Origin of the sequence: Arthrobacter sp. EpRS71, assembly GCF_001512285.1 — a bacterium.
GTDB lineage: Bacteria > Actinomycetota > Actinomycetes > Actinomycetales > Micrococcaceae > Arthrobacter.
Window position 1 is genome coordinate 1,513,475 of record NZ_LNUV01000006.1, and the last position, 25,492, is coordinate 1,538,966.

Below are 25,492 nucleotides of genomic sequence, written 5' to 3' on the forward strand. Positions count from 1 at the left end.
CGTTGAGGATCGTCTTGGTCGCCCACGTCTTTTACCCAAGCGTCGGCGGAGTGGAAATTACTTCGGACATTCTTGCGCGTGGATTCATGAGGCACGGTGCTGAAGTAACAGTCATCACCAAGACACCTGAGACCGACAAGACCCGCTCATTTCCGTACAAAGTTTTCAGGCGACCCTCCCCACTTCGCCTGTTGGCGCTGGTGAACAGGGCCGACGTCGTTTTTCATAACAACCCGGCCATCTCACTTTGGTGGCCTCTTGCGCTGATCCGCAAGCCATGGATGGTCACCCTCAGAATGTGGGTGACCCTGCCCGGGCAGCAACTTTCCCGATTCCAGCGGATCAAATATGCCGCTAAGTACCGGATAATCCAGCGGGCGGATGTCATCGTGGCCAACAGCCGGGCGCTGGCGGATCATGTTGACGGCGATGTTGAAGTCATTCCGAACAGCTATCGGGATGAATTCTTCTCAGTTCTCGACGGCGAGGAACGTGCTCCCTTGGGCATCGTCTATCTGGGCCGTCTGAGCGAGGACAAGGGTGTCGACCTCCTGATCCAGGCAGCAGCGAATCTTGTAGGAGAAATAGACGGCTTCACACTGACCATCGTGGGTGATGGCACCCACCGTGAACGCCTTGAGGACCTCGCCGAGAAGAGCGGTTTGAGCAACGCTGTGACATTCGTGGGCTCCCAAGGCCCTGAGGAGGCCAACCTGATCCTGAACCGGAATTCCATCGTGGTTATACCGAGCCGGATGCCGGAGCCGTTCGGAACCGTGGCCTTGGAGGCGGCCGCCGCGGGATGCGTAGTGGTCTATGCGCGTCATGGCGGGCTTCCTGACGCGGCCGGCGCGCAGGCAGTGGGCTTTACACCCCTCAATGCGACGTCGTTGCACGGCCGCCTTCGTGCACTGCTCAGCAGTCCTGATGACGTTGCCGCGCGGCGACGGGAAGCCTTGGCCCATGCCCATCAGCACAAAGAGAACGTCATGGTGGACCGCTACTACGCGGCGATCGAGCGCACGCTAAGGGAGGCCGGTCGTGGCAGGAATCGGTAGTCATCCACTGAGGATCGTGCAGGTTGTAACCCTGGTCAGTCCGGACGGGGCCTACGGCGGGCCCGTCCGGGTTGCGCAAAATCAGTCCACAGAACTTGCAAAGCGTGGACACCACGTTCAAATATTCGCTGGTGCACGTGGGGATGTGGACCCGTCGTACTTTGGCCCCGGTGTGCGTACCCGGCTTTTCAGGACCCTCCGCGTCATTCCGGGTACCGGGTTCGCCGGGCTCTTCGCTCCAGCTATGCTGCCTTCTCTATGGCGCGTGCTTAAGGGTGCAGATGTTGTCCACCTGCACCTTGCGCGCGATCTGGTGATGCTCCCGGCCGCCCTCCTTTGCCTGATCCGAGGCACACCCTTCGTGGTCCAAACGCACGGGATGATCGACGAGTCCGGGAAGAAGCTGGCCAAGATCCTGGACGCGCTGCTTACCCTGCGAGTGCTACGCGCCAGTCAACGGTGTTTTTGGCTGACGCCCGAGGAAAAGACATCCCTTGAAGTTCTTTTGGGCGTTGATAACGGCACTCTCGAAAGGCTCGTCAACGGAGTGCCTCTGGCCGACGTCTCAGTGGAAAAGGATCGCCGTGGATAAGAACAGCAGATCCTTCGAATTCCTATACCTCGCCCGGCTACACAGCAGAAAACGCCCCACTGTGCTTGTTGAAGCGGCGGCCCTGCTCGGCAACACCATCGACGAGCCCATAGAGGTGGCATTCGTCGGGCCGGACGAAGGCGAAGAGTCCAAGGTGCGTCAGCAAATTCGGGCAACGGGGACCTCGGACTGGATCCGGGTTGAAGGTCCGCTGGAGCCCGGCAGCACTCTCGACCGAATGCGAAAAGCATCCGTGTACGTGTTGCCGTCCATCAATGAGCCGTTCCCCATGAGCGTCCTTGAAGCCATGTCCGTGGGCGTCCCTGTCATCGTGACCGACAGCTGCGGGCTGGCCCCGTTCATTGCAGAGTCAGGGGCGGGGCTCGTCTCCGATTCAAGTGTCGAGGCTCTCTCCGCAGCCATGCGCCGATTTGTCGCCGAACCCGCTCTCAGAAACTCCTCATCAGCGGCCGCACTCCATCTGGCGAGGGAACGGTTCTCCATGGAGGTGGTTTCCCATCAGCTTGAGGACGTCTACCAAAGTCTGTCCGGCTGCACCGTGAAGCGCCTGAACTCCTCCAAGAGCATGTGGCCGGGGAACCTGGGGGCTCCCCATAGATACTGATAAAGCCGGGGACGGCTACGGAGAGCCAACTGGACGGGACCACGGAGTCGGCTTTCTTCGCTGCCGGCACACCCTCAGGCCTCGCAGACAGGTGCAATGAAGTGAATCAGTTCTGGCACAGGGCGAAAGCTGTGGCCGAAGTCCTGGATGACGGCGAAGAGCGCTTGGTGGTCTTGAATCTGGAACGTGGCTCCCCTCTCGTCCTCCTCGGGTCTGCGGCCGCCATCTGGGAACTCGTTGATGGAACACGTACTGAAGACGACATTCTCAAAGAGTTGACCAGCACCTTTGCGGAAGCAGACGAATCTTCCATGGCAGAGCACGTCAGGAACTTCCTGGCTGCACTTTCCTTCCATGGCCTTGCCCGGGGCAGTGACAAACCCGCCACCGGTCCTGCGCCGGTGATGAAGGGCGGTATCTAGGTACTGAGCCACGCGGCCTTCGAGTCTCTCAGTACTCCATGACAGTACCGAGACTGACACTACAAGTCTTGGAACAGTACGCACCTGGCATGCATGGAGAGGACCACACAATTGCTGCAGGACGATAAACCTCAAGGGATGTCAGGCAATGACCTCCTTTCCGTAGTCCGCTCACATTGGCTCGGGATCCTGTTCATCACAGTGTTGATGGTGGGAGGATCCCTCGGGTGGTACGCCCTGCAGCCCAAGGTCTACTCCGCTGAGTCGAGCGGCATAGTGGTGGCAGCGGGGGCCGAAAACCTCGGCATGTCTCTCGCGGGAGACAGCCTCGCCAAATCCAAAGCCAAGGGCTATCAGTCCGTGGGCGAGTCCATCCTGGTAGCTGAAAGCGTCATTAAGTCTTTGGGTTTGAAGGAATCGGCCCCGGATGTCACTCGATCGATCAGCGTGAGTGTCCCCCTCGATTCGGTGGAAATCCGGGTCAGTGCTCGGTCATCCGATCCGCAAACCGCCCAAAATGTGGCGGACGCGTGGGTGACTGCCTTGGCTGCGCAGGTCTACGAATTGGACAAGGGCAATGCGAGCCCTGGCACCGAGCCTGTCACTAAGATTGTGCCGTTGGCCAAGGCGAGCCTGCCATCGGCTCCCGTTTCCCCGCTTCTGACGGCAACCCTTGGCATTGGACTGGCCGCCGGATTACTCATTGGCCTTGGGTACGCCCTCGCACGAAACCACTTGGACCGCAGGATTCGCGGTGCCAGCGAGATTGAACGCCTCTTCGGCCTGGCGGTCGTTGGTACTCTGCCCCTGGACAAACGGCTCAGCGAAAAGTCGAGCGTCCTGGAAAGTACTACGGGAATGCACCGGGTCCCCGGCGGCCACGCCATGGCTGAAGCGTTGAGGGAACTGCGCACCAATCTGGACTTCATTGATGTGGACAACCCTCCGCGAATCCTCCTGATCACCAGCTCTCTCCCTTCCGAAGGCAAGAGCACGGTGACCAGTAATCTGGCTGCGACCATCGCCGCCGCTGGCAGGGACGTCATTGTTGTGGATGCGGACCTTCGCCGACCCACAGTTCATCAGGTTTTCGGTGTCTTGCCTGATGTTGGTGTGACGGACGTCCTCTCAGGCAGGGCTTCCATCGATGACGTACTTCAGGAATGGGGTCCGAATCCCCACCTTCGGATCCTTACCGCGGGTCGCATACCCCCAAATCCGTCCGAGCTCCTTGGTTCACGGGCCATGGAACACCTGCTCAGGGACCTTTCGCAGCGAGCTATGGTTCTCATCGACGCTCCGCCACTGCTTCCTGTTACGGACGCTGCAGTACTCTCCCGCGTCGCGGACGGCACACTTGTGGTCGCCAGGGCGCGCAAGACAACCCGGGACACCCTGTACCGGGCGCTCGGCAACCTCACGCGTGTTCGCGGGCGCGTTCTGGGGGTCATCCTCAACTGCGTTGCCACCAAGGGACCGGGAGATCTCAACTACGGCTATTACGGTGCATATGGGAGCGCCGAAGACCTTAAGGACCACCAACCCCCGGCGCCAAGTACCACCACGACGTCAGCTTCGCGCAGGAGTCCGGACGCTGACGCAGTGAATCCCGTGCCCGACATTCGTGAGGCCTCACCGTTCCTGGGCTCTGTCAGCACATGGCGTGCACCCCAGGACGGCTCCAGGGGCCGGCGTTCGGCCCCTCCCAGCTAGTTCTACTGCCCCGAGGGGTCGATTGAGGCCGTCCAGGGCAAGTCCGGTGACTTATCTGGCGTGAACCCAGGCCTTCAGGTTTGGGGGTGGATCTGATGTTGATTCGCTGGACAGCCAGGCGGCGACCGCGTCACACGCTACCGCCAGTGGAGGGTTGCTGTGGCGGGCGGGGCAGCTTTCGCCAAGACGTCGTCATCGGCAACGGCGACCGCTGTGACGACGAGCGCCAGAGGCGCTTACTACGCATCCGACGTCGGAATCTTGCCGAAAGCGACCATGCCCGCCACAACCGGTTCGGACGGACGGAACATGCTGCCTGATGCGAGTGCGGCGCCGAACAGTAGCCTCCACACTCTGAATGCCGTGCATCACTGGTCGACGAGAGCTGAAGCCTCGTTCATGAATCAGTGGCCCGGGTGTACTGGATGCGCCACTCCGGCAGCGCAGTTTCCCAACGCTGCGTCATACCGCGCCCCGTAGAGCCGACTGCTTAGTAGGCGCCGTCCTTGGCAAAGACTGCTCTAACGGTTCGCAGGAGATAGATCATGTCTTGAAACATCGACCAGTTCTCCACGTAGTAAAGGTCCAGGCGAATTGAATCATCCCAGGAGAGATCGCTGCGCCCGCTGACCTGCCATGGACCCGTGAGACCAGGTTTAACCAAGAGCCGGCGGTGGGCAAACTCGTCGTAGGTTTCCACTTCCACTGGAAGCGGCGGGCGGGGACCCACCAAGCTCATGTCGCCCATGAGCACATTGAAGAGCTGTGGCAGCTCGTCGATGGAATACCGACGGATGAACCGGCCTATCTTGGTGACGCGAGGATCATCCTTCATCTTGAAGAGGACTGCATTGCCCTCATTCAGGTCGGCGAGCCGGGACAACTGCTTCTCGGCATCGACCACCATGGATCGAAACTTCAGCATGCTGAACACTTCACCGGAACGGCCGATGCGGGTCTGACGGAACATCGCGGGGCCAGGGCTGTCCATCCTGACCAAGAGTGCAACGACGCACATAGGGATGGCCAGGATAGTGAGCAGGACCAACGACGCACAGAAATCGAATCCGCGTTTTGCGAGCGCTTTCAGTCCCTCCAGGTTGGGTGTGGTCACGTGGATCAGCGGCAACCCGGCCAAGGGCTGCATGTGAATGCGCGGGCCTGCTACGTCGGTCAGTGCCGGTGCCATAAACATGCCAATATCACGCGCGGTCAGGGTCCAACCCAATTGCCGCAGCGTGGGAGGATCCACGTCTGCGCCGGATATGGCCACGGAGTCTGCGGCCGTGGCTTCCACCGCTGCCAATATTCCGTCCAGGTCTTTGCCCCTCCCCATGACGGGCAGATCAAGGCCTTCCGGCCAAGGCTCGGTAACGTCGGACGTGGTCAGATACGCCGCGACGGGCTGGTAACCCGCCGCTGGATGAGCGCGGAGTTGGCGAACAAGGTGGGCTGTGCTCGGGGCCCCTCCAATGACAAGGACCCGACGAAGATGCTGGCCGGACTTCCGCCGGAGGATGAGGTCCTTCCGCAAGGCCCATCGGCCAATGAGCAGGCTGACCATGCCTAACGGCAGGGCCACTGCGACGTAGCCTCTGGCCGTATCGAGCTGGAACACGTAGGAGAAGATGGCTATTCCTCCGAACAGCCACAATGACGCCGTGGTCACCCGCCGGTATTCTTCAGTGCCGAAACCCTGGATTCGAGGTTCCCTGGTCCCTAGGACGCCCAAGGCTATCCACCAGAGGACGTCGAGGACCACACTCACCAAAGGGTATGGCGTCTGAACGGACCCTATGCCCAGTGAGGGGCGCTCAAGACCGAAGCGAAGTAGCTCGGCGATCGCAACGGCCCACGTGATGCACAGGAAATCAACCAGCAAGACCTTTACCCGGCCGTCATGCTCAAGCATGTCATGTCGCTGGCGTGAACTGCTCTCACTTTGGGCGGGTCTATTCATCAATGTCAACACCAAAATCCCATGTGGCTAACTGTTGGTTCCGGAAGGAGTGAGGAAGGCGGAGATACCCCGCCTGTCTGATTATGGAAGGGCCCACGGCATGGGGTGGTCTGACTACTCACAAAGTACTAGGGGCCTTGGACCGGTACAGCGGGCGTCACGTGGCTCGCACAGCCCGGCCCTTCACCACTGAGCCGGCGCAGGAAAGCCCACTGACGGGGCGTCACCGGAGGGCTACCTTACTGATGTGCCGGATCGCCATCCACATATGGCCGGCGCGGAACAGACGTGAGCCTGTCCATCGATCGGAGGGGAAATTGGGAGCAGTTGCATACACCTTTGATGTCGACTTCATCCACAGAAATCCGGTGCTCAACAGCGCAGTGATGTTCGAGTGGGAAAGCAGTGCCAAAGCCACAACACTCGGGAAGGTCTACAGCTCGTGGGCTACCTTTTCGCACGATCACCCACGAGCAGCCCACTGGATAGCACTGGACGCCTTTTTTGATGATGAAGTACCCCTTCCACTGAAGGTCCGCACAATTGCGGCAACCGGCCGACGATGCATTGTGTTGGGGAAGGTAAGCCAGGCACAACGGTCCGCGTTGGCCGCAGAGGGCGCCGTGGCAATCCTGGATGAGGACTCGACAGCTGCGGAGATACCCGTCCAGATTGAAGCGGTGGTGGTTGGGGCCGCCCCTACGCTTCCAGCACAGACCAGCGTCGGAACCAATCTCACTGACCGTGAGATACAAGTACTGGAACTCTTCGCGCAGCGCCGGGCGCTGACAGCTTCCTCGCTGGCCTCCGGGCTGGGACTCCGTACCACCACTGTGCGCGGACATCTCTTCCGCGGACGTCGTAAGCTCACTGCAGCAGGCCTCAAGTGTGCCACCCGCGGGGAACTGGCGAATGCACTTCAGGAGATTGGTTACAGTCACACGGATGCTCAATGGCATGCCGCCGGGCGATGGTAAAGAGGGCATAAGGGCACCCGCCACTTAGGCGTTCGGCGCTCCACCACTGAGATCATCACAGCGGTAATAAGCCAGCAACTACCAGGTAAGAGCTGCAGGGCAGACCGCAGCGGCGCCAGCGGGGCGTGGCGAACAGTGAGTGGTTAAATGCCCGGCGCTAAGGGAACAGGGCCTGGTGTGGGCGTTCGAGAAGGCCCATCAATCTTCGTGGGGGCCGCGGACCGTCGGGAGCCTGAGGCGTTGATGCGGAGACTCGACCCGTAGGCCCGGAACGCAACCTACGGGCTCGACGACCAGAGCCGAACCCGTAGGTGCGCTCTTACCGGGCTGGGCGAACACACCCACCACCCGGCAAGACCGAAAACAGCAAAAGCTGCCCCCATCCGAGGCGGAGGCAGCTGACGTTTGGGCTTCTAGTCGGATTCGGTCAGAACAACACTGATGACGGATACCGTGGTGGTGCCGTTGTAGGTCACGGTCACCGTCATCGTGGCGGTTGACGGCGTTTCATCAGAACTCAGGTTTTGCGTACTCACAGCAAAGCGAGCAACACCATCGGCCCCGGTGACCACCGTGGCACTGCGGCTCTGATCTTCTTCAGGGCCATCATTATCAGGGGCCGGGTATGCGTAAATACCCAGCACGTCGCCGTCTTCGTTCTGCCCTGACACGGTGACAGTAACGGTGGCACCGACAACAGGGTTACCGTTGGCCTCGTTTACCGTGACGGGGAAATCGTATGCCCTCTGATCCAGGTCCTCTTCGAAGCTCCCGTAGTGGTGGTCGCCCTTCCAGTTGCTGATGACAGTTCCGGTTCCCGGCGTCACAACGACGGGCGGGACTGAGGCAGCCAATGCCGGAGTTGCAGCAGCAATGGCAATTGCGGGAATGCTCCACGCAGTGCCAATGACTACCTTGCGCCGGTCAATAGTCGAACTTTTTTCTTTACCTTTATCCAAGGTCATCGTTTGCTCCTTCAAGCCAGTCAGCACGCTAGCTGACTGAAGTAAATCTTTCGTGGAAATTTCGGTGCAAACGGAACTTATCATTGCTGTCTTTTCCCACATTTTTTACTGCTTGGGATGTACTATGCAAGATTCATGGGTTTTTTACTGATTCACCAGGTGAGGCATCCACCAGAACTCCATGGGCCCTAAGTTCCTCCACGCTGCTCAGCAAATGGGATTCGTACCCGGCTGGAAGTCCAATATGAGGAGCGAGCCGCTCGGCGATGCCGTTCAGATCGCAGGGAGTAGCCAGTGCGTGCCAGATTGCAGGCCCAATGCCGGTCAGTCGGACTACGCCTTGGCTGTTCATGACGATGAGTTCCGTGCCGTGGCCGCTGGGTAGCGGAATCTCAACTGCGTCGAGAAGATCTGCCCTCTTCAGAACCGTGAGGTGAGGGGCATGGAGGCGCCGCCGACCCTCGGACTGCCGGGTACCCTCGCTCAGGACTGTCGACCATGTCTTGGCGATGGCTAGCCGCTCAAGGAGGGCCGGCAAGACACCGGCCAAGTCTCCTGCCTCGCGGTACGTCACCCGGACGGCGCCACCGGTCGCGTCAAGGATCCCGCAAAGGCGGCTCACTGGCCGGCGGACCTCACCCAGGGACGATGTGTGGGGTGCCAGTTCGATGATAGCTTCGCCGTGCGAAAGCGGAGTGACCTTGGGAACGTCGGCATCGGGTTTTCGGTCCAGCAGGACCACCAGCGCCAGAGTGGGCGCGGGCGGTGCCACCAGCAGCCCTAGTTCGTCGGGGCTGATCTGATGCTTTGGAGCGGTGGGCTCTTCAACTATCAGCGATAGCGGTTTCGGGTACGCAACGATGATGCCCGAGCCATCGACGGCGACGGTCTCATCCGTGACGTAGCCCAGTACGGCCCCGAGATGTCTCGTTGCGGTGGTCTTCCCCATGCCCGAACGGCCTACAAGCGCCACAGTCCGGCCAGTCTTTTCATCCGCCAACGCCGCGGCGTGCAACATGACCAGGGAGCCTCGTCCCGCGGTGATGCCAGCCAAGGTGACGGCGCTGGTCAGATCCGATGCGAATTCTCTGAACGTCCTGCCGGTGACCATGGCAGTGCCAACCGTAGAGGAGACGGTGGCACGAAAGGGGCGTTCGTCCGGGGCGCCCGAGTCTGCAACAGAACTGCTCAAGGCGTGCACCGACTCGCCGGTTTGATCGAGGCAGCGGGACCACGCCCGCCGCAGCTCCGCGTGAAGTTCCTGAGTCACTCCTGCCTGCAGGACCACTGAGACAGCAGCCCCCAGGACACGGAGATTCAGTTCACCCTTTCCCGCAAGAATTTTTGCTTCTTCTGCTGAATTGGACCCCTTGGTCCATTGATGAGTGCTCGCCGCCGACCTAGTGGTCATGATTGTGTTCCTCTTCTTGAAACGGCCTTTTCGGAAGTTCTCAACCCTGAAAACATTCGTAGCGCCGGGACCGGGATTGCCAAACAGCTCGCCGGTATTTTTGATTGCATCCAATCAATACCACTAAATATCCGCAGCCATTTAGGGTCATCCATTACTGACTACGTAGAAGCGGGGATTTTGACCACTGATGCCCCTGGAAGAACAAATAGACTAACGGCCCGACATTCAGTGATCATGCCGCAGTGGCGCAATCGACGAGACCCACCAGGGCCTGGTGGAAGCATTAGCGTTGGCCGACCGGTGACGACAGCATCCGATCCGCAGACAGCAAAAGGGCCGCAGGGCGGGCAAACCCCTCGCCCTACGACCCTTAGGTTGCAGCTATTTGATGAGTTCGGCGGCTTGGTCCATCAGCGCACCTACCGCTTCCGGGCCACCGGATGCGGCATTATTACTGGAGGCCGAGGCAGAAATCAGGACTCCGCCTTTGATTGCGTGAGCGCTGTAGATGGCCCCAGCCTTCCCATCCGGCATCACCATGATGGTTTTCAGCCCTACCGTCCCGGGCACGTTGCCGACGCCGTCGATTTTTTCGGTAGTAAGCGTCATGGTGTCGCCCTCCGCGGAGAGCGTCACTTTCTTACACGCCTCAATCTGCGACTTGCTCTTGTCCAAGTTCGCCTGCAGCACTCCGGTGTCGACGCCGGAGGTTACTGCCAGGCTGGTGATGAAGTCACCGGTTTTCGACCTCGTGGTGCCAGCAGAAGTAGAACCGTCGATTGCCTGGTATGCGCCGAGGGTGCCCAAGTCCGCGCACCCTGCCGGCTCAATGCTTGCTTTCGTCAGCACCCGAACAGGCTCAAACTGGGCCACCAGCTCCGGTCCTGAAACTACCGCCCTGTTAGTGCCGTCGGATTCCTTTACCTGCTCCACCAACGCCACTAGCTCTTCATTCGCGTACTGCTTAGCGGGTGTTGGTGTGGCTGTGGCAGTTTTGCCTGCCGGGGTGGACCCGGACTCGGGTGATGCCGTAGCCCCACCACAAGCCGTCAATGTCATAAGCACCAAAACCGTTGCACCGATTCCGGGCAGCAAATTCTTCTTCACTCATTTCCCCCAATGACTTTAGTAATTCCCGCAGTCGCGGCCACGAACCAGACTACCGCCCTGACAGGGCGGCTCGGGACACGGCTCAGAGAGGCAACGGGCTAGAAGCCGCCGCCACCCGCTCCGGTTTCACCGGCCATGTTGGCAAAGCGTGAGTAGTGGCCTTGGAAGGCAACCACAATGTCCTTGGTGGGACCGTTACGGTGCTTGGCAATGAGGATGTCTGCCTCGCCGGCTCGGGGCGACTCTTTGTCGTACACATCTTCACGGTGGAGCAGGATCACCATATCGGCGTCCTGCTCGATGGAACCTGATTCACGGAGGTCGGACACCATGGGGCGCTTGTCCTGGCGCTGCTCGGAACCACGGTTCAGCTGTGACAGCGCGATGACGGGAACCTGCAGCTCCTTGGCAAGCAGCTTGAGGGCACGGGAGAACTCGGAGACTTCCTGCTGGCGGGACTCAACTTTTTTACCGGAGCTCATGAGCTGGAGGTAGTCGAGGATCACGAGCTTGAGGTCGTGCTGTTGCTTGAGGCGGCGGCACTTGGCGCGGATTTCCATGAGGGACATGTTGGGGCTGTCATCAATGAACAGCGGAGCATCGTTCATCCGGCCCATGGTGGTGGCGATCTTGGACCATTGCTCGTCCTTGATGGTGCCCTTGCGAAGATCCTGCAGTCCAATGGTCGCTTCTGCGGAGAGAAGGCGCATGGCGATCTCGTTCCGGCCCATTTCCAAGGAGAACATGACCGTAGCCAGGTTGTTCTTGATGGCCGCGGAACGGGCGAAGTCCAGGGCGAATGTGGACTTACCCACGGCAGGACGAGCAGCGATAACAATCATCTGGCCGGGGTGGAGTCCGTGCGTCAGTTCGTCGAGTTCGTAGAAGCCCGTGGGGACGCCCGTCATGCCTTCGCCGCGGTGACCTGAAGCCTCGATCTCGTCCACGGTGGATTCCATGACGTCCTTCAACGCCACGTAGTCCTCGGCCGTGCGCTTCTCGGCCACTGCGTACACCTCGGCCTGTGCCTGGTTGACGAGGTCTTCCACTTCGCCGTCCTGGCCGTAGCCCATCTGGACGATTTTGGTGCCAGCGTTAACAAGGCGCCGCAGCACTGCCCGCTCCGCAACGATCTCGGCGTAGTAGCCGGCGTTGGCCGCGGTGGGCACCGTCTGGATGAGCTCGTGGAGGTATGCGGGCCCCCCGATCCTGTTGATCTCCCCGCGCTTTGTCAGTTCATCCGAGACGGTGACGGCATCGGCGGGTTCGCCACGGCCGTAGAGGTCGATGATGGACTCATAGATGGTCTCGTGAGCTGGACGGTAGAAGTCGTGTCCACGAACAATCTCCACGACGTCGGCAATGGCATCCTTGGAGAGCATCATGCCACCAAGCACCGACTGTTCTGCGGGGATGTCCTGGGGAGGTTTCCGGCTCGAGTCCGAAGCGCGTGAGCCCTCGATTGAGTCCAAGTGCGTAACTGACAAAGCCGTCCTCCATTTGTGTGCCGCTGCAGAGATGTATTCCCTGACGGCCCGTAAAGCGCCATGCGTGGATACGGGTCCACCTGATGCATCTCAGGATGTCAGGCTGGTCCGACAAAATGGGCGTATCCACAAGTTATCCACAGTCGGGTCCGTGGACCCGTTGCCAGCGGTGACTTTTCGGGACCCGAAGAACCACGTCGCGGGATATTCGTGCCCAAAATGGACACTTCAGACACGTTACAGCAGGCGCCGAACACCCCTTGTGGATAACCTGTGGAATACCGACCACACGTTGTGCACAGACTGTGCGTTACCCTGTGGATAGAGAAATTCTTTTCGGGGAAATAATGCTCTGACCTGCGAAAACGCTCTTCACAAGCTGTGGAGGAGAGAAAATTTTGCGAGTGATTAATCCACAGACGCCGTGCCCGAATGGTCATTCAGCCGAGGAAAATCATGCCGTACATGCCTAAAATGTGATGCATCTTACAATCCATGCCTTGATTTGACAGAGTCCTCTCAGAAGCCTATGCCGAAAGTGGAATGTGCTGTGGATAACGAAGTTCTGACATAAGCTCTAAGCATGGGGATGAACTTTGGTGACGTGCTGACGATTGTCCTTCCGCTTCTTGTCCTCGTGGGCCTGTTATGGGCACTCACGGCGGCCTTCAAACCGCGAGATACCGGCGTCTCAGACGCGGAGAGGTATCAGCGCGAACTGGCGGCACGTTCCGCTGCCCACCAGGCGTCCCAGGTGCGGGAGGCGCTGGCCCTCCGCGCGCGGATCGATGCCACCACTAAGCCGAGCCAGAACGAGGCCAGCCAGAGGGAACAGGCAGAGAACTCCAGGACGGCCATTCAAGCCCAGGCTGCACGGTCTCACGCTGCCGGCCACACAGGACACCAGCCCGCAGTACTTCCCAATGGTCAACTGAACCCGCAACTCGCCTTCGAGTTACAGAACCTGGTCCGTAGCGGGAAGAAGATCGAGGCCATCAAAGTCCTGCGCCAGGCCACCCACTCAGATTTGCTTACTGCCAAGAACTACGTAGATCGGCTCTGACAACGCCATGGATTCCATCCTCATCCCGCTCCTGATCCTCGTTGCGGTCATCGCGGGCGTGCTCCTGCTTATTCGTTCCTTCACCAAGCGTTCCGCTGAAAGCAAGGCCGACGCCGCCGTGGCGAATGCACCCAAGGATCCGGTGGAGTTGGCCAAAGAGTCTGCAGCCAAGCTCAACCAAGAACAGCACAGGCAGCTTTACTCGCTAATTGCGCAGGGACAGGGCATGGCGGCCATCAAGCTGTACCTGCAGGCGACCGGAGAGGGCCTGCGGGCCTCGCGTAACGCCGTCGGCGCTCTGGCGTCGCATCCCCAGCCGTTCACCCCGGAGACCCCGCCAAAAGACTTGATGTCCGACGACGACGATGGGCCTGAACGTTTCCCCTACAGGTACAGGGCAATCGTCAGCAAGGGCGATGTCACCCGGGAAGTGAGCAGCAACATGCTCAACGACGAGATTTATGGTCGTATCCGTACATTGGCCAAAAGCGGCGACGTCGAGGGCGCGGCACTTGCTTTGACGCGCCACTCAGACATCAACATTAAGCAGGCCCGCGAGTTCATTGAGCTCCTGGACGACTAGAGCCTAGAAGTCGAACAAGTCTCCCAGGAAGCCTTCCTTCTTCTTACGCTTGCGGCCGTACTGATCGCGGTTATAGCCGTCGCGGCGATCGTTGTCCCTGCGGTCGTAGTCGCGCCTGTCCCTGTCATCGTACCGGGGCTGCTGTGGCCGTGACTCAAAGGGGTTGTAGATGGGCGGCGGCGCGATCGGCGGCTGGGGTGGTGCGGCGGCGGGACGGGCAGGGGCCGGGATGGTTTCGGCGGCGACGCGATCAATGATCTTGTCCAGCTCCCCGCGATCCAGCCACACACCCCTGCACTGCGGGCAGTAGTCGATCTCAACACCGCTTCGTTCGCTCATCACCAGGTCAATGGAATCCACAGGACACTTCATGTTTGCCCCAACGATCGGCCCGGACAATTAGTTCGGGCCATCCAAGGGCCGGCCGATGAACCAGTGGGGAAACGGATGCTCCCGATGTTCATGAGGACCCGGATCCGCCTCAAAGGTTACGCCGAACCGCTTCGCCGTCTTGTTTGAGGTGGTGCTGCGCCCGGCGAAGAAAGCTTTGCAGCGCCTCTGTTTCCGATTCGGTGCGAACGATGGTGAAGTCCATGATCCCGGCGCGTTCATCGGTATCCCAGACTCTCCAGCCCGTGCCGTCGCGGTCGATCCACGCCGACCTTTCAGGGCGGCCGGTACGACCAAACCAATTCGCGGTCGCTAAGCGATGTGCGGCGAGGTATGTCGATACTCTGGCCACGGTGAGGAGTTCGCCGTCCGCCAGCAACTCGTCCAGGTGGTGCGGCGTTGCAATGTCCATGCCCCCCATTATCCCTGGGGACATGGCGAGGATCGCTCAGGCGAGAGGAGACGGCAGGGCTACCTGGCTGCTGAAATTCCGGCCAGGAGCTGTTCAAAAGGCAGCGACTCCAGAACCGGAGCCTTACGCCCGGGCTGGGGTCCGCTCAGGAGCTGCACGAGTTCACCCGCGGCCCTGTCCACCCGGACCGAGAGGGGCGAGGCGCCGTCGTCGGTGTTTCCCCAATCCTGCGGTCCCGCGAAGATGCCCGTAGCCGCGATCCTGGTGCGCAGGTAGCTGAAGAGGGGACGCATGGCGTAGTCGAGGACCATCTGGTGTCGGTCTGTACCGCCTGTGGCACCCAGCAACACGGCCTTTCCTTCCAACGACTTCGGGTCCAAGACGTCGATGAACGACTTGAACAGGCCGCTGTAGGAGGCGCTGAAGACGGGGCTGACCGCGATGATGGCGTCGGAATTCTCGACGCCGGCAATCACGTCGGCGAGGCGCGGTGCGGCGTAGCCGGTGACGAAGTTATTTGCGATGTCCACTGCGAGGTCGCGCAGTTCGACGACGTCAATCGTCGCGTCGTACCCGGCCGCGCGCAGTTGCCGCTCGGTGGAAGCGGCCAGTTGGTCGGCCAGCAAGCGGCTCGACGACGGGACGCCGAGTCCGGCGGAAAGTACGGTGATGCGGCGGGTTTCCATGGCATTCTCCTGTTGCTCGTTCATCCAGCTTACATGCGTTTGCATCTAAATCAATGAACAGGGAGCCGCTCCGAAGTATTCCCGGGACGCCCTGACTACCCTGTGAGCTGGGTCAGAAACGCCACAGTAGCCCCGGCAATCTGCTCCTGGGCACCGTCGCGGTCCACAGAAGGTTCGCCGTCGCCGGGCTGCGCACCATAGTTTCCGAAGAACGCATGATTCCCGCCTTGCACCTCGACGAAGGTCGCATCGAGGGGCAGCAACTCACGGGATGCGTCAATCTTGGCGGGCGTACTGAGCCCGTCTTCCGAGCCCGAGATGGACAGAACCTGCAGCCCCGGGCGGTCGCGCAGGGAATCCAACGGGTAGGAGGCGTAGAGCAACAGGCCGTCCACGTCCTGGTTTTCGAGGGCAAAGGAGCTTGCGCTGACGCCACCCAGCGAGTGGCCACCCACGGCCCACGTGGAGATTTCAGGATGATCAGCCATGGCCCCGCGCGCCTGGTTCCCGTCCAATAAGCTCAGATTCAGTGGCGTCTTGAGAATCACCACCAGGACTCCGGCATCCGCTGCGGGTCGGAGGATGTCCGCATATGCCCGCGCTTCAACGCGAGCGCCCGGGGAGAAAATCAGTCCTTTCGTGGCAGAAGCCCCCGCCGGAATCAGAGTGAGGGCCGTGGGCGAATCCACCAAGGAAACCCCGGCGGCGGACCCCGCTTCAGCCGCTCCGGAGGCTTGATAGGCGAAGGGATTCAGCCACACCAGCATGGCCACGAGTGCCAGCACGGCAACACGCGCAGCCCACGCCCCAACCGCTCTGGCTACGGAACGCCTGGGTGACCTGCCGCGTCGACGCCACAGCAGGATGCCCCAAAGAACTCCGACGACGGCGGATGTCACCAACAGCGACGGCAGGAGCGGATGTCCGCGCAGGACCGCCGGATTCCCCAACACCATCCACAGGGGAACAAGCGTGAGGGCCACTACGCACAGGCACGATACCCAGAAGAGCACTGGGCGGGGAGCGCGGGCGGGCACCTGATCTGTTGGAGTCATTACTCAATAATAGTTCCATCATGGAGATACATTGAATGGCGCGGATGGCCCCTGCTGGGTCTATCGCCTCGGTGCATGCTCGGACAAGAAGTCGAACGTCTTGTCCCGCGCCTCACGTGCCTCGGCAAAGTTCAGATGGAACTGATACTCATGCGGGAGCTCGGGCTGATGCGTGGCTGGCCAGAAGAGCTCTGTCACTGGAACACCGGCGCCTTTCAGCCGATTGCTGTAAGGAACCGACTGAAGCCAGGTGAGCCCGTCACCGTTGCCACCGCTAATGAACGTGGGAGGGAAGTCGTCGGTCACGAAGTCGATGGTGGACATGGTGGCCCCGGCGTACGTAGCAGACCAGTCCTTGGTGCCCGTATAGGCCCACAGTGACGTCTTAAAGCCCCAGGCCACGATTCCGTTAAGATCAGCCATGGCCCGGAGGTCGTATACGCCGCAGTGCAGGATGGTGGCCGCCAGATCCGACTTCTGGAGGGCGGGCTCAATTCCCATCAGATTGGCGTACTCGGGGTTCACAGTGAGCGTGGTCATCTGGCTGGCGAGCTGGGCGCCGGCGGAGTCACCGGCGAGAACGATGCGGCTGGTGTCCACGTTCAGCTCGGCGGCGTGCGCCTTGATATAGGCGAGGGCTTCGTTGATGTCCCGTACCGCCGTAGGGTAGGTGGCTTCCGGGGCTATTGGGTAACTCATGCCGATAGTGGTGTAGCCCTCGGCTGCGATGATCTTCAGGTAAGGGTTCACGTCGCGCTGGGCCCCCGAAATCCAGGCACCGCCGTGAATCCACACCACCGTGGGAAGTGGGGCAGTGGTGCCTGCAGGACTGAAGACATCGAAAGTGGAACCGGGCTTGTACACGACGCCGTCCCGGGTTTGCAGCGGTGCATCCGGAACATACGGCGTCATTTCGTCAATTGTTGCCTGCGCCCCACGCTCAAAAACACTACGGATCAGAAGTGCCGAGGGCCACGGAGTGGCCGAAAGTGCCAGCGCGATGAGCAGCGCCAGCAGGATCGCCAACTCAAGCTTCCAATGCCGGGTCAATCGCCTTCGGGGTGCCTTCGGTGGTGAGGGGGTTGCCGCCGACTCAACACTCTGCGTCTTGGCTTGGATCGATTCCAACGGCCCCATCACACACTCCCCCAGTCGGTGTCCCTGTGGACCATGCTAAGGCGCAACGGCGGGACAGCGAAGGGAAGCCGCCTGCGCGTCCTGAACGTCAGGCCAACGGGCGCGCCGCTGAGAGCAGAACCCCCTCGCCGCCGTCGAACTTGACGGTGTGAAAACGCGGACCTCTCGCCACCTCCCGAAAACCCCACTTGGAGTGGAGAGCCAGAGACGCCTGGTTTCGCGCGTTGACCACATACCAGGACCTGTCCGCCCGCTCCCAGATCCATCGCAGCCGCGCTTCGGTCAGTTTCGTCGCTACTCCGCGGCGCCTGAACTCCGGCAGCACGGTGACACCTCCCAAGTAGTGACCGCTGGGAGCAGGGCCGTCGGGACAATTCCAGTGATGCGTTTTCGCCCACCCCACGACGCCGGAACGGCCTTCCGTGGTCACATTTGCCTGAATTTCGGCCACCAGGACGAAACGCGCGGAGTCGGAGATTGCAGCGCCTATCTTCGCCGCAAAGGCGTCGGCGGTGGCGGCGGACAATCTGCTGGCCGCAAGGTCCAACGCCACAATCCCGGGAACGTCAGCCTCGATGGCAGGCCTGATCACGAACGTCACGATTTCAGTCTAGTTTCCGAAAGTATTTGCATTATGAGTTCAAGCTCATAATATGGGATTGGCGAGTCTGCGCATGATTCACGTCACCACCACCACGTTCTGGCTCCTGCAGTCACTTTTGGGCCAGAGTGTGAGGGGTGCACTCAAATCGGTCACGGTGGGAGTGTCCGTAGCCTCTGTGGTTGCGATCCTGCTGATCCTGCCCATGAGCCTGCTGTTCTGACCGGCCCCGCCAACCTGCCCGCCACGCACGAAAGAAGACCATGACACACCAAACAATCGCCCCCCTGGACGGCGTCCGGGTGCTGGAACTCGGCAACTACATCGCCGCGCCCACGGCAGGCAGGCTGCTGGCCGACTTCGGAGCTGAAGTCATCAAAGTGGAACGGCCCGGGACCGGCGACGAACTGCGCAACTGGCGCCTGCACAAGGGCACCACATCCATGCTGTACCGCACGTTGAACCGCAATAAGAAGTCCGTGGTCCTGGATCTGCGCACGGACGCGGGCAAGCAGGCAGTGCTGGAGCTCGTTGCCAAGTGCGACATCCTGCTGGAGAACTTTCGCCCGGGCACCCTTGAAAAGTGGGGTTTGGGCCCGGAAGTCCTCAACGAGGCCAATCCTGACCTGATCGTCACACGTATCTCCGCCTTCGGGCAGACGGGCCCCCTGTCAGAGCGACCCGGTTTCGCCGCCGTCGCAGAAGCTTACGGCGGGTTCCGCAACCTGGTGGGCGACCCGGACCGCGCACCCGTCCGTGTTGGTGTCTCGATTGGAGACTCAATCGCCGGCCTTTATGCCGCCTTCGGCTCCATGATGAGCCTCTACCAACGTGAAGCACGACGACGGGACTCGGCTGGCGCTGCGCCGCTCACCGAGCGCATCATTGACGTCGCACTGAACGAAGCCATGTTCTCCATGATGGAATCGCTCATCCCGGACTATCAGGCCTACGGCGTGGACCGGCAGCGGGTGGGCGGCCGGATGGAGGGCATCGCTCCTTCCAACGCGTACGTGTGCAAGGACGGCGCGAGCATTGTGGTGGCCGGAAACGGTGACTCGATCTACCAGCGATACATGCAGACCATAGGCCGCCCGGACCTTGCCGACGACCCCGCACTCCAGACGAACGCCGGGCGTTGGGCGCAGCGCGAAGAACTGGATCAGGCAATCGGCGAATGGGCAGCCACGCTTTCCGGTGCTGAAGCCCTCGCGGCCCTGGAAGCCGCCGGTGTTCCGGCCGGCCCCATTTACACCGCGGCGGACATCAGCACGGACAGCCAGTACGCCGCCCGCAACATGATCCAGAAGTTCGACGTTTCCACCGGTGAGGAAATCCTTCCCGGCGTGGGCTTCCCAGGCATCGTTCCGGTAATCGGTAACCAGTCCCTGCCCATTAGGAACCTGGGCCCGGATCTGGGCGAAAACACCCAGGAAATCCTTGGCGGACTCCTGAACATGGACTCCGCACAGATCAATGCGGCTTCCGGCCGCGAGGAGGCTCTCCAACCATGAACCGCTTCGAAAGTCCCCTGGCCACCACGCTGGGCAACGTCATCCTCAGGGACGTCACGCTGCGCGATGGACTTCAGCTCACCGGCAAACTCCTGCCTGCCGAACAGAAGATCGAGACCGTGCGGGAGCTGCTGCGTTTGGGAGTGCCGGCGATAGAGCTGGGCTCCATGGCCCGCGCAGATTTGGTCCCCACCATGGCCAACACACTGGAAGTGGTCCAGGCCCTCACGCCCGAGGAACTGGAGAAATGCTGGATCTGGGTGGCAACACCCGGTCACGTAGCCAAAGCGTCTGCCGCTGGCGCGCGGAATTTCCAGTACTGCCTGTCCGCCTCGGATTCGCATAACACGGCAAATATCGGGCGCACCACTGACCAGAGCCTGGCCGCTTTGCCCGACGCCGTCGAGTACACCCACGCAGTGAATGGTCGCATTCAGCTATGTATTGCGACCTCCTTCACCTGCCCGTTTGAGGGTTACGTCCCCGAGGAGCGCATCCTCTCCATCGCCAACGATCCCCGCGCCGAAGGCACCACGGACATCGTCATCTGCGACACCTTGGGGCAGGCCGTTCCCGCGCAGGTATCCCGCCTGATCACCCGCGTGCGGGATGAGTCCCCCAAGCGTCGGATCGTGTATCACGGTCACGACACCTGGGGACTGGGCGTGGCCAACACGCTCGCAGCCATCCAGGCCGGCGCGGAGATGGTGGACGGCGCCCTCGGAGGCCTGGGCGGCTGCCCGTTCGCACCCGGCGCCAGCGGCAACACCTCCACTGAAGACATCCTCTTCGCAACCCGCCCCGGCTGGCTGACCCCGGACGTCTTTGGCGAACTCGTGGTCCTTTCAGAGAAGTTGCTGTCAGAACTGGGTGAGCCGAACCGTTCCAAGGCGGCTCAGGGAGCGCGGTCCAAGGCGGCGGCCTTTGAGTGGGTCATGCCGGCCAGTGGCGGACCGGCCGCTGGCCCGGGAATCGCGTCCGGCCAGTCCACCATTTAGCTTTTTCTGCCGGCTCCGCCTGCGGCCATGAGTTCCAGCCGCCTCAGGGTCTCGCGGTTTCGGACGGAAACGATGGGATCCCGCAGGGCCCTGGGCACCATTTTTCCTGGTCCACGCACGGCATCCTCCAAAATGGAGACACGGCATTGGGAGCCGCCGAGGTCCTCCAGCGTGATCAGCACCCTGGCCTCGCCCAACGGCCAGCCCCTCGCAAGGAGTTCCAGCTTTCGGCGCGGTTCCATGCTCGTCACACGGCTGCTGTCATCAATAAGGAAGGGCCAGGAGCCTACGGAATGGTGCAACTTTGCACCAACCTGTGGCCAGTGCTCGTCCACGGCGCGGATTCTTGAGGCTCCCACCACCCAGCCGGAATAAAGCCAGCCATCCTCGATCACCCTCCAAATGTCAGCGGCAGGGGATGGGAAGATCTGCGTCACGGTGGCCATGGCGTTCCTCTCTGCGTGCACAACAGGAAATGGCTTGACCCTAAGCTAAGCATGCTGAGTGTTAGCCCGCCAGCATCGCATCAAGGAGTTGGCTTGCTGTCCTTGCCGTCCAGCCACAGCGTGTCCGACTCATCGCGGTGAGTTCCGTCCGATCCCACATGCTTGCTGTCGATTTTTGGGCCCTTCTTGATGACGTGCACCAACGCCATTCCGTGGCCGCGGCCAAGATCGTAATCAGCCTTGAGCCATTCGAGAATCGTTCCGGCTTTCACCGAAGGGTCATTGAAGCCCTTGGTTTCCGCAATGTCAACCAGTTGCCGTGGGGTAAGCCCGGTTTTGTCTTCAATGGCATCAAGGTAAGCCTGGAACGACATCTGTGTCGCCTTTCGTCGTTGCTTCAACGGGCGGAAATCTTTGGTACGTGCGGACATCCTATCGGGCTGATTGCACCATCTCGTGCTCCACGAAGGACGTGCGACCTACACTGATCGCATGATGAGCCGGCGGTGGCGTTCTTTTGCGGTGGGCATGGCCGTCGCTGTGACACTGCCGCTCCTGGCCGGCTGCGACTCCACCGGATCCGGCAGCCCCGGCAGCTCCGGCAGCTCCTCGCCGGCCGCCAGCCGAAGCCCTGGACCCATCACCGTGGAGGTCAACCAATCCCGGGATCAATACGGTAAGCAAACCATCCAAATACAGCTCACGAACACCACGGATTCGCCATTGACCGTGACCGGCGCCCGGCTGCAATCCAGGCTGTTTGAAGGTGGCATCTCCTGGGATTCATCAGAGGGCGGCCTTGAGTTGCCACCCCGTCAGCCCAAAAGCCTTCCTGCTGCTTTGCCCGCGGCCACCTGCGAAGCATCCAAAGACGCGTCAACAGAACTCACCGCCAAGATCAACTACTCAGCACCGGACACGGGCTCCCTGGAAGAGACCACCAGCGCCTCGGATCCCTTCGGCGTCCTGCCCAGGAACGCCGGCGAGCTGTGCATCGCCGCGGAAGCAGCAACCATCGCAACCATGGTCTTGGACCCCCAACTTGAGGTGGCCGCGGACGGTCGCACCGCCGTCGTGCGCCTTGTCATTACCCCAGCCACGCCGGAAAGTGACATGCCGGGCTTCACCATCGAATCATTCGAGGAGACCACGCTGCTGGCGCAATCCCCCGCAGCTCCCTGGCCCGTGAACGTCACCGTGGGCGCAGCCCAACAGGAAGTCCCGCTGACCATTCGCCCGGCCCGCTGTGATCCCCATGCTGTTGCTGAAGACAAGGTGGGAACCCTCTTGCCGCTGAGGGTAGCTATCGGTGACCGAAAGGGCCTGCTGAAGATTCCGGCCTCGAATGACTTGCGCGGCCGGATCTACCACTTCGTCACCGCCGCCTGCGCAGGCTAACGGACCTAGCCCAGAGTAGCCAAAGCCCCGGGAGCGCACTCCACCTTGACCTTGACGTTAGCCTCCACGCTCTTTACCTCACCATCAATTTGGTACGGAAGCGGCTTGAGGGTGGTGAATTCGTAGCTGCTCACACTCGGCTGATCGCCCAGTCCCTGCGTAGCGGCCTTCAGCGCAGTGAGGACAGTGCGCCATTTGGGCATGTGCGGGAAGACGATCACCTCGAACTTCCCATCCGACGGGTGATTCTCTGCCTCGCTCAACGTGGCATATTTGGCCATTTCGTTGATATTGGCGAAGACAAGGCTGTCGAACTTTCTGCGCTTCCCATCCGCCAAGCGGATACCAAAAGGCTCGAACTTGGAGAAAGTCTGAATGACGGTGACCATTTCCTTGAGGGCGCCCTTACTGCCCTTTTCAAGTTCGGTGGCCACCACCGGAGTGAGTCCGAACCCGATGTAGGAATGCGCGTATTCGAAAGGCTCGTTCTCTTGTTGTCCCGTGTGAATGCGAAGGAGGTCGATGTTGTGGACCCGCCCGTCAGCAATGGCCTCTTCCAACGGCTTTGTCCCAATGATCCGGCTGTGGTCGTTGGCGTTGCCCGCGGCCCGGACTGCGCAGACGGCCTTCGGGTTTCCGGCCTGCATCACACCGTTGACCACCTCGTTGTAGCCGCCATCTCCACTGACCGAAACCACCAGGACGTCGCCGCCCTCAGAGGCCGCTTCCCGCGCCAGGTCAACTGCATGCCCGGCGTGCTCCGTGGGCTGAAGCGTGATTTTGGGCTGATACGTGAGCAGCTCCCTCAGCTTGTCATGCAGCTGCTGCGCCAACTCAGGTGCATCCCCGGTGCTGTTGGGATTGAAGATGATGACAATCGACTCAAAGGTCCGTGCAGAATCCATACGTACTCCTCCTAGGTGCGCCCGTTTAACTTCTACCCATTGCGCTGGGCGTCAATCAGGTGCCGGGTGGAGTGAGCGATGAAGGGGCGTCCAGCTCTCATGTGCTCGTCCAGCTCCTTGAGTTTGTCACGATAGGCCGCCACGGAGAAGTCGGGCACCCACCACACACATTTACGGAGAATCCACACCACCGCGCCGACGTCGAAGAACTCCATGCGGCACCGGGCCGTCCGAAGGTCCACGACGGTGAAGCCGGCAGCTTCCGCAGCGGCCGACTCGGCGTGCGGATCGCGGCCCTTCCTCTGTTCCGGCAAAGGTCCGAGGAAGTGCTCAACGAGTTCAAACGCCGACGCCGGGCCAACATGTTGGGCAAAATAGTGCCCGCCCGGGGCCAAGACGCGGTGAATATTGTGCCAGTCCGGCCGAACGGGATGCCTGGCCGTGACCAGGTCAAAGGACTGATCCGGGAACGGCAACGGCCCATCGGTGGTGGCTTCAACAACTTCCACCCCACGGGGACCGAGCCTTTCAGCAGCCCGCTGGGCATTGGGTGGCCAACCCTCGGTAGCCACCATGCGCTCAGGGAACGTGCCAGCCTCTGAAAGAACCTCTCCCCCGCCCGTATCAAGATCCAGGGCACTCCGGACGGTAGCCAGGCGCCCGGCCAGCAACGTGGCGAATCCCCACGGCGGACGCTCCTCGGTGGCTCTCCCCTCCAGCCAATCGAATCCCCACCCTGTCACGTCCGCTTCGGCAGCCTCGTTCACCAAGGTTTCGAAGTCCCTCATCAGTGCTCCATCTTTTTCTCTGCTGCGAGTTGGGCAGCAACTTTGGCTATCAGGCTGTAGGGAACCGGCTTGGCCAGCGGAAACTTCAGCGTCCCCTTGCCCGACAAGAACGGCGCCAGCTCAGCAGTCAGTCCTTCATCACCGCGAGGGACCGGATAGACCGAAAGGTGGTGCACCCAGGCAGCGAAGTACACCACATAGCGCCCGTCAATGGTGATGGTGGGGATGCCGTAACTGATCATCTCCCCCGCATCCGGAACAGCAGCGTGTATGGTCCGGCGTATTTCCTGGAGGATCCGCTGAGTGGCCTCAGGCTGGGCGGAGATGTACGCGTCCACTGTTTGGTGAGTCTCAGGCATGGTCACTTTCTCCCTCTTGGTTGAGGATCAGCTCTCGCCGGGAAACCGGCCGCCGATGAGCCTGGTCATGTGTTCTGCAGTGGCGAGAAGGGGTTCCACCCAGGCCTCACACGTCTCCAGAGGCATTCGAAGTGTTGGTCCGCTGATGGTCACAGCTCCCACCAAGCCGGCGGCAGAGTCAAAAACAGGGGCAGAAAGGCCGGACGCCCCGTCCTCCCTCTCACCCACAGTGATCGCGAACCCATCGGCGCGGGTTTTCTTTACGGCAGCCTCAAGTTCCTCGGAGCTGGTGATGGTGTAGTCCGTGATGGACTCCAAAGGATCCCGCAGGACAGCTTCCATCAGCTCAGGAGACCAAGCGAGCAGGACCCTGCCGGCTGATCCGGCATGAAGAGGGACAATCTTGCCCAGGTGCATCTCGCGGCGGAGTGCGTGATGCGTATCAGCCATGGCCACGCACACCCGGTAGTGCTGCTCAGCCTTGAAGAAGCAGGCAGTCTCGCCAGTGGTGTCCCGCAAGGTCTTGAGCAGCGGGCTCAGAATGTCCACCACCTCCATCCCCCGGGTGGCAGGCGCCGCCCAATAAGCCATCCGCATGCCGATGCGGTAAGCATCGCCTTCCCGGTCCAGGAAGCCCTGGGAGGTCAAATTGGTAACCAGTCGCTGCACCGTGGACGTGGGCATGCCGGTGAACTCGCGGATATCGGCCAACTGAAGCACCGGCTCGGACAAGGAAAAGGCATCCAGGATGGACGTGATCTTGCCCAGGACAAGCAAGGGGTTGCCGTTGGCCTTCGCGGAAGCATCGGATGCTGACATAGGACTCACGCTAAA

At 61.0% G+C, this 25,492-nt stretch carries 29 protein-coding genes; 12 read left to right on the forward strand and 17 right to left on the reverse strand.

Translation table 11 applies throughout. From position 1 onward, the window contains the following. Positions 1 to 2: 2 nt before the first annotated feature. The 5 genes from AR689_RS17260 (at position 3) to AR689_RS17280 (ending at position 4,410) form a co-directional block, all read left to right on the forward strand. The gene (locus tag AR689_RS17260; RefSeq protein ID WP_062072092.1) at positions 3 to 1,058 is read left to right on the forward strand and encodes a glycosyltransferase family 4 protein; all 1,056 of its coding nucleotides are present in this window, start codon (positions 3 to 5) and stop codon (positions 1,056 to 1,058) included. A 16-nt stretch (positions 1,059 to 1,074) separates the two neighbouring features. Beyond that, positions 1,075 to 1,650 carry a glycosyltransferase gene (locus AR689_RS17265; RefSeq protein ID WP_062072093.1) on the forward strand — a complete coding sequence of 192 codons (576 nt, stop codon included), beginning with the start codon at positions 1,075 to 1,077 and terminating at the stop codon, positions 1,648 to 1,650. Further along, the gene (locus AR689_RS17270; RefSeq protein ID WP_062072095.1) at positions 1,643 to 2,275 is read left to right on the forward strand and encodes a glycosyltransferase; all 633 of its coding nucleotides are present in this window, start codon (positions 1,643 to 1,645) and stop codon (positions 2,273 to 2,275) included. The genes AR689_RS17265 and AR689_RS17270 overlap by 8 nt, the downstream gene beginning before the upstream one ends. Positions 2,276 to 2,376: 101 nt before the next feature. Continuing rightward, complete coding sequence (locus AR689_RS17275) at positions 2,377 to 2,697, forward strand: PqqD family protein (protein WP_197412915.1); 321 nt, start codon at positions 2,377 to 2,379, stop codon at positions 2,695 to 2,697. Between the two features lie 138 nt (positions 2,698 to 2,835). After that, positions 2,836 to 4,410 (forward strand): tyrosine-protein kinase domain-containing protein, encoded by a 1,575-nt coding sequence (locus tag AR689_RS17280; RefSeq protein WP_062072098.1) that lies wholly within the window; start codon positions 2,836 to 2,838, stop codon positions 4,408 to 4,410. Between the two features lie 490 nt (positions 4,411 to 4,900). Here AR689_RS17280 and AR689_RS17285 read toward each other — a convergent pair whose 3' ends face one another. After that, positions 4,901 to 6,322 carry a sugar transferase gene (locus AR689_RS17285; RefSeq protein WP_062072100.1) on the reverse strand — a complete coding sequence of 474 codons (1,422 nt, stop codon included), beginning with the start codon at positions 6,320 to 6,322 and terminating at the stop codon, positions 4,901 to 4,903. Positions 6,323 to 6,687: 365 nt separating this feature from the next. Between AR689_RS17285 and AR689_RS17290 the strand changes: the two genes are divergently transcribed. Beyond that, positions 6,688 to 7,347, forward strand: coding sequence for a helix-turn-helix domain-containing protein (locus AR689_RS17290; protein ID WP_231745573.1), 660 nt, complete (start codon positions 6,688 to 6,690; stop codon positions 7,345 to 7,347). A 413-nt stretch (positions 7,348 to 7,760) separates the two neighbouring features. Here AR689_RS17290 and AR689_RS17295 read toward each other — a convergent pair whose 3' ends face one another. The 4 genes from AR689_RS17295 to dnaB form a co-directional block, all read right to left on the reverse strand. Next, positions 7,761 to 8,312, reverse strand: a complete 552-nt coding sequence (locus AR689_RS17295; protein WP_062072102.1) for a hypothetical protein — start codon at positions 8,310 to 8,312, stop codon at positions 7,761 to 7,763. 133 nt (positions 8,313 to 8,445) lie between these two features. Then, entirely contained in the window at positions 8,446 to 9,723 is a 1,278-nt protein-coding gene (locus AR689_RS17300) for a hypothetical protein (protein WP_062073861.1), read from the reverse strand. A gap of 384 nt (positions 9,724 to 10,107) precedes the next feature. Further along, positions 10,108 to 10,833 (reverse strand): hypothetical protein, encoded by a 726-nt coding sequence (locus tag AR689_RS17305; RefSeq protein WP_231745574.1) that lies wholly within the window; start codon positions 10,831 to 10,833, stop codon positions 10,108 to 10,110. A gap of 101 nt (positions 10,834 to 10,934) precedes the next feature. Next, positions 10,935 to 12,323 carry a replicative DNA helicase gene (gene dnaB, locus AR689_RS17310; RefSeq protein WP_017197290.1) on the reverse strand — a complete coding sequence of 463 codons (1,389 nt, stop codon included), beginning with the start codon at positions 12,321 to 12,323 and terminating at the stop codon, positions 10,935 to 10,937. A gap of 589 nt (positions 12,324 to 12,912) precedes the next feature. Between dnaB and AR689_RS17315 the strand changes: the two genes are divergently transcribed. Both AR689_RS17315 and AR689_RS17320 read left to right on the forward strand, forming a co-directional pair. Beyond that, positions 12,913 to 13,386, forward strand: a complete 474-nt coding sequence (locus tag AR689_RS17315; RefSeq protein WP_062073863.1) for a hypothetical protein — start codon at positions 12,913 to 12,915, stop codon at positions 13,384 to 13,386. A 7-nt stretch (positions 13,387 to 13,393) separates the two neighbouring features. Beyond that, positions 13,394 to 13,969 carry a hypothetical protein gene (locus AR689_RS17320; RefSeq protein WP_062072104.1) on the forward strand — a complete coding sequence of 192 codons (576 nt, stop codon included), beginning with the start codon at positions 13,394 to 13,396 and terminating at the stop codon, positions 13,967 to 13,969. A 3-nt stretch (positions 13,970 to 13,972) separates the two neighbouring features. On the opposite strand, the gene AR689_RS17325 is transcribed toward AR689_RS17320, so the two are convergent. The 6 genes from AR689_RS17325 to AR689_RS17350 form a co-directional block, all read right to left on the reverse strand. Further along, complete coding sequence (locus AR689_RS17325) at positions 13,973 to 14,329, reverse strand: TFIIB-type zinc ribbon-containing protein (protein WP_231745575.1); 357 nt, start codon at positions 14,327 to 14,329, stop codon at positions 13,973 to 13,975. A 121-nt stretch (positions 14,330 to 14,450) separates the two neighbouring features. Next, a complete protein-coding gene (locus AR689_RS17330) occupies positions 14,451 to 14,771 on the reverse strand; it encodes a hypothetical protein (protein WP_156424632.1) in 321 nt (106 codons plus the stop codon). Positions 14,772 to 14,830: 59 nt separating this feature from the next. Next, complete coding sequence (locus tag AR689_RS17335) at positions 14,831 to 15,457, reverse strand: FMN reductase (protein ID WP_062072109.1); 627 nt, start codon at positions 15,455 to 15,457, stop codon at positions 14,831 to 14,833. A gap of 95 nt (positions 15,458 to 15,552) precedes the next feature. Next, a complete protein-coding gene (locus tag AR689_RS17340; protein WP_062072111.1) occupies positions 15,553 to 16,512 on the reverse strand; it encodes an alpha/beta hydrolase in 960 nt (319 codons plus the stop codon). A gap of 60 nt (positions 16,513 to 16,572) precedes the next feature. After that, a complete protein-coding gene (locus tag AR689_RS17345; RefSeq protein ID WP_062072113.1) occupies positions 16,573 to 17,649 on the reverse strand; it encodes an alpha/beta hydrolase in 1,077 nt (358 codons plus the stop codon). Positions 17,650 to 17,737: 88 nt separating this feature from the next. Further along, complete coding sequence (locus AR689_RS17350; RefSeq protein ID WP_062072115.1) at positions 17,738 to 18,250, reverse strand: GNAT family N-acetyltransferase; 513 nt, start codon at positions 18,248 to 18,250, stop codon at positions 17,738 to 17,740. Between the two features lie 52 nt (positions 18,251 to 18,302). Here AR689_RS17350 and AR689_RS23155 point away from each other — a divergent pair, with 52 nt between their 5' ends. Genes AR689_RS23155 through AR689_RS17360 form a run of 3 tightly spaced genes read left to right on the forward strand, consistent with a single transcriptional unit; the run spans position 18,303 to position 20,762 of the window. Beyond that, entirely contained in the window at positions 18,303 to 18,473 is a 171-nt protein-coding gene (locus tag AR689_RS23155) for a GntT/GntP/DsdX family permease (RefSeq protein ID WP_231745576.1), read from the forward strand. A gap of 40 nt (positions 18,474 to 18,513) precedes the next feature. Then, entirely contained in the window at positions 18,514 to 19,764 is a 1,251-nt protein-coding gene (locus tag AR689_RS17355) for a CaiB/BaiF CoA transferase family protein (protein ID WP_062072116.1), read from the forward strand. Continuing rightward, entirely contained in the window at positions 19,761 to 20,762 is a 1,002-nt protein-coding gene (locus tag AR689_RS17360; protein WP_062072118.1) for a hydroxymethylglutaryl-CoA lyase-like TIM-barrel protein, read from the forward strand. Before AR689_RS17355 ends, AR689_RS17360 begins: the two co-directional genes overlap by 4 nt. Here the strand turns inward: AR689_RS17360 and AR689_RS17365 are convergent. Next, positions 20,759 to 21,208 (reverse strand): SRPBCC family protein, encoded by a 450-nt coding sequence (locus tag AR689_RS17365; protein WP_062072120.1) that lies wholly within the window; start codon positions 21,206 to 21,208, stop codon positions 20,759 to 20,761. The genes AR689_RS17360 and AR689_RS17365 overlap by 4 nt on opposite strands. Before the next feature lie 80 nt (positions 21,209 to 21,288). Then, positions 21,289 to 21,582: a DUF4287 domain-containing protein gene (locus AR689_RS17370; protein WP_062072122.1), complete on the reverse strand. Its 294-nt coding sequence runs from the start codon at positions 21,580 to 21,582 to the stop codon at positions 21,289 to 21,291. 118 nt (positions 21,583 to 21,700) lie between these two features. On the opposite strand from AR689_RS17370, the gene AR689_RS17375 reads away from it, so the two are divergent. Next, positions 21,701 to 22,606: a hypothetical protein gene (locus tag AR689_RS17375; RefSeq protein WP_231745577.1), complete on the forward strand. Its 906-nt coding sequence runs from the start codon at positions 21,701 to 21,703 to the stop codon at positions 22,604 to 22,606. A gap of 5 nt (positions 22,607 to 22,611) precedes the next feature. On the opposite strand, the gene AR689_RS17380 is transcribed toward AR689_RS17375, so the two are convergent. The 4 genes from AR689_RS17380 to AR689_RS17395 are packed head-to-tail and all read right to left on the reverse strand — an operon-like array spanning position 22,612 to position 25,477. Beyond that, on the reverse strand, positions 22,612 to 23,511 hold the full coding sequence (locus AR689_RS17380) for a diacylglycerol/lipid kinase family protein (RefSeq protein WP_062072124.1): 900 nt from the start codon (positions 23,509 to 23,511) through the stop codon (positions 22,612 to 22,614). Positions 23,512 to 23,543: 32 nt separating this feature from the next. Continuing rightward, the gene (locus AR689_RS17385; protein ID WP_062072126.1) at positions 23,544 to 24,299 is read right to left on the reverse strand and encodes a class I SAM-dependent methyltransferase; all 756 of its coding nucleotides are present in this window, start codon (positions 24,297 to 24,299) and stop codon (positions 23,544 to 23,546) included. Then, on the reverse strand, positions 24,299 to 24,658 hold the full coding sequence (locus AR689_RS17390) for an iron chaperone (RefSeq protein WP_062073865.1): 360 nt from the start codon (positions 24,656 to 24,658) through the stop codon (positions 24,299 to 24,301). Before AR689_RS17390 ends, AR689_RS17385 begins: the two co-directional genes overlap by 1 nt. A gap of 27 nt (positions 24,659 to 24,685) precedes the next feature. After that, positions 24,686 to 25,477 carry an IclR family transcriptional regulator gene (locus AR689_RS17395; protein WP_062072128.1) on the reverse strand — a complete coding sequence of 264 codons (792 nt, stop codon included), beginning with the start codon at positions 25,475 to 25,477 and terminating at the stop codon, positions 24,686 to 24,688. Between the last annotated feature and the right edge of the window lie 15 nt (positions 25,478 to 25,492).

What these genes read in the sequence shown, in the direction of transcription:
- AR689_RS17285 (WP_062072100.1), bottom strand. Translation starts at nt 6,322, where the DNA reads ATGCTTGAGCATGACGGCCGGGTAAAGGTCTTGCTGGTTGATTTCCTG.
- AR689_RS17375 (WP_231745577.1), top strand. Translation starts at nt 21,701, where the DNA reads ATGATGAGCCGGCGGTGGCGTTCTTTTGCGGTGGGCATGGCCGTCGCT.
- AR689_RS17360 (WP_062072118.1), top strand. Translation starts at nt 19,761, where the DNA reads ATGAACCGCTTCGAAAGTCCCCTGGCCACCACGCTGGGCAACGTCATC.
- AR689_RS17330 (WP_156424632.1), bottom strand. Translation starts at nt 14,771, where the DNA reads ATGGACATTGCAACGCCGCACCACCTGGACGAGTTGCTGGCGGACGGC.
- AR689_RS17300 (WP_062073861.1), bottom strand. Translation starts at nt 9,723, where the DNA reads ATGACCACTAGGTCGGCGGCGAGCACTCATCAATGGACCAAGGGGTCC.
- AR689_RS17380 (WP_062072124.1), bottom strand. Translation starts at nt 23,511, where the DNA reads ATGGATTCTGCACGGACCTTTGAGTCGATTGTCATCATCTTCAATCCC.
- AR689_RS17340 (WP_062072111.1), bottom strand. Translation starts at nt 16,512, where the DNA reads ATGACTCCAACAGATCAGGTGCCCGCCCGCGCTCCCCGCCCAGTGCTC.
- AR689_RS23155 (WP_231745576.1), top strand. Translation starts at nt 18,303, where the DNA reads ATGGGATTGGCGAGTCTGCGCATGATTCACGTCACCACCACCACGTTC.
- AR689_RS17390 (WP_062073865.1), bottom strand. Translation starts at nt 24,658, where the DNA reads ATGCCTGAGACTCACCAAACAGTGGACGCGTACATCTCCGCCCAGCCT.
- AR689_RS17395 (WP_062072128.1), bottom strand. Translation starts at nt 25,477, where the DNA reads ATGTCAGCATCCGATGCTTCCGCGAAGGCCAACGGCAACCCCTTGCTT.
- AR689_RS17280 (WP_062072098.1), top strand. Translation starts at nt 2,836, where the DNA reads ATGTCAGGCAATGACCTCCTTTCCGTAGTCCGCTCACATTGGCTCGGG.
- AR689_RS17385 (WP_062072126.1), bottom strand. Translation starts at nt 24,299, where the DNA reads ATGAGGGACTTCGAAACCTTGGTGAACGAGGCTGCCGAAGCGGACGTG.
- AR689_RS17315 (WP_062073863.1), top strand. Translation starts at nt 12,913, where the DNA reads ATGAACTTTGGTGACGTGCTGACGATTGTCCTTCCGCTTCTTGTCCTC.
- AR689_RS17295 (WP_062072102.1), bottom strand. Translation starts at nt 8,312, where the DNA reads ATGACCTTGGATAAAGGTAAAGAAAAAAGTTCGACTATTGACCGGCGC.
- AR689_RS17335 (WP_062072109.1), bottom strand. Translation starts at nt 15,457, where the DNA reads ATGGAAACCCGCCGCATCACCGTACTTTCCGCCGGACTCGGCGTCCCG.
- AR689_RS17345 (WP_062072113.1), bottom strand. Translation starts at nt 17,649, where the DNA reads ATGGGGCCGTTGGAATCGATCCAAGCCAAGACGCAGAGTGTTGAGTCG.
- AR689_RS17320 (WP_062072104.1), top strand. Translation starts at nt 13,394, where the DNA reads ATGGATTCCATCCTCATCCCGCTCCTGATCCTCGTTGCGGTCATCGCG.
- AR689_RS17370 (WP_062072122.1), bottom strand. Translation starts at nt 21,582, where the DNA reads ATGTCGTTCCAGGCTTACCTTGATGCCATTGAAGACAAAACCGGGCTT.
- AR689_RS17355 (WP_062072116.1), top strand. Translation starts at nt 18,514, where the DNA reads ATGACACACCAAACAATCGCCCCCCTGGACGGCGTCCGGGTGCTGGAA.
- AR689_RS17365 (WP_062072120.1), bottom strand. Translation starts at nt 21,208, where the DNA reads ATGGCCACCGTGACGCAGATCTTCCCATCCCCTGCCGCTGACATTTGG.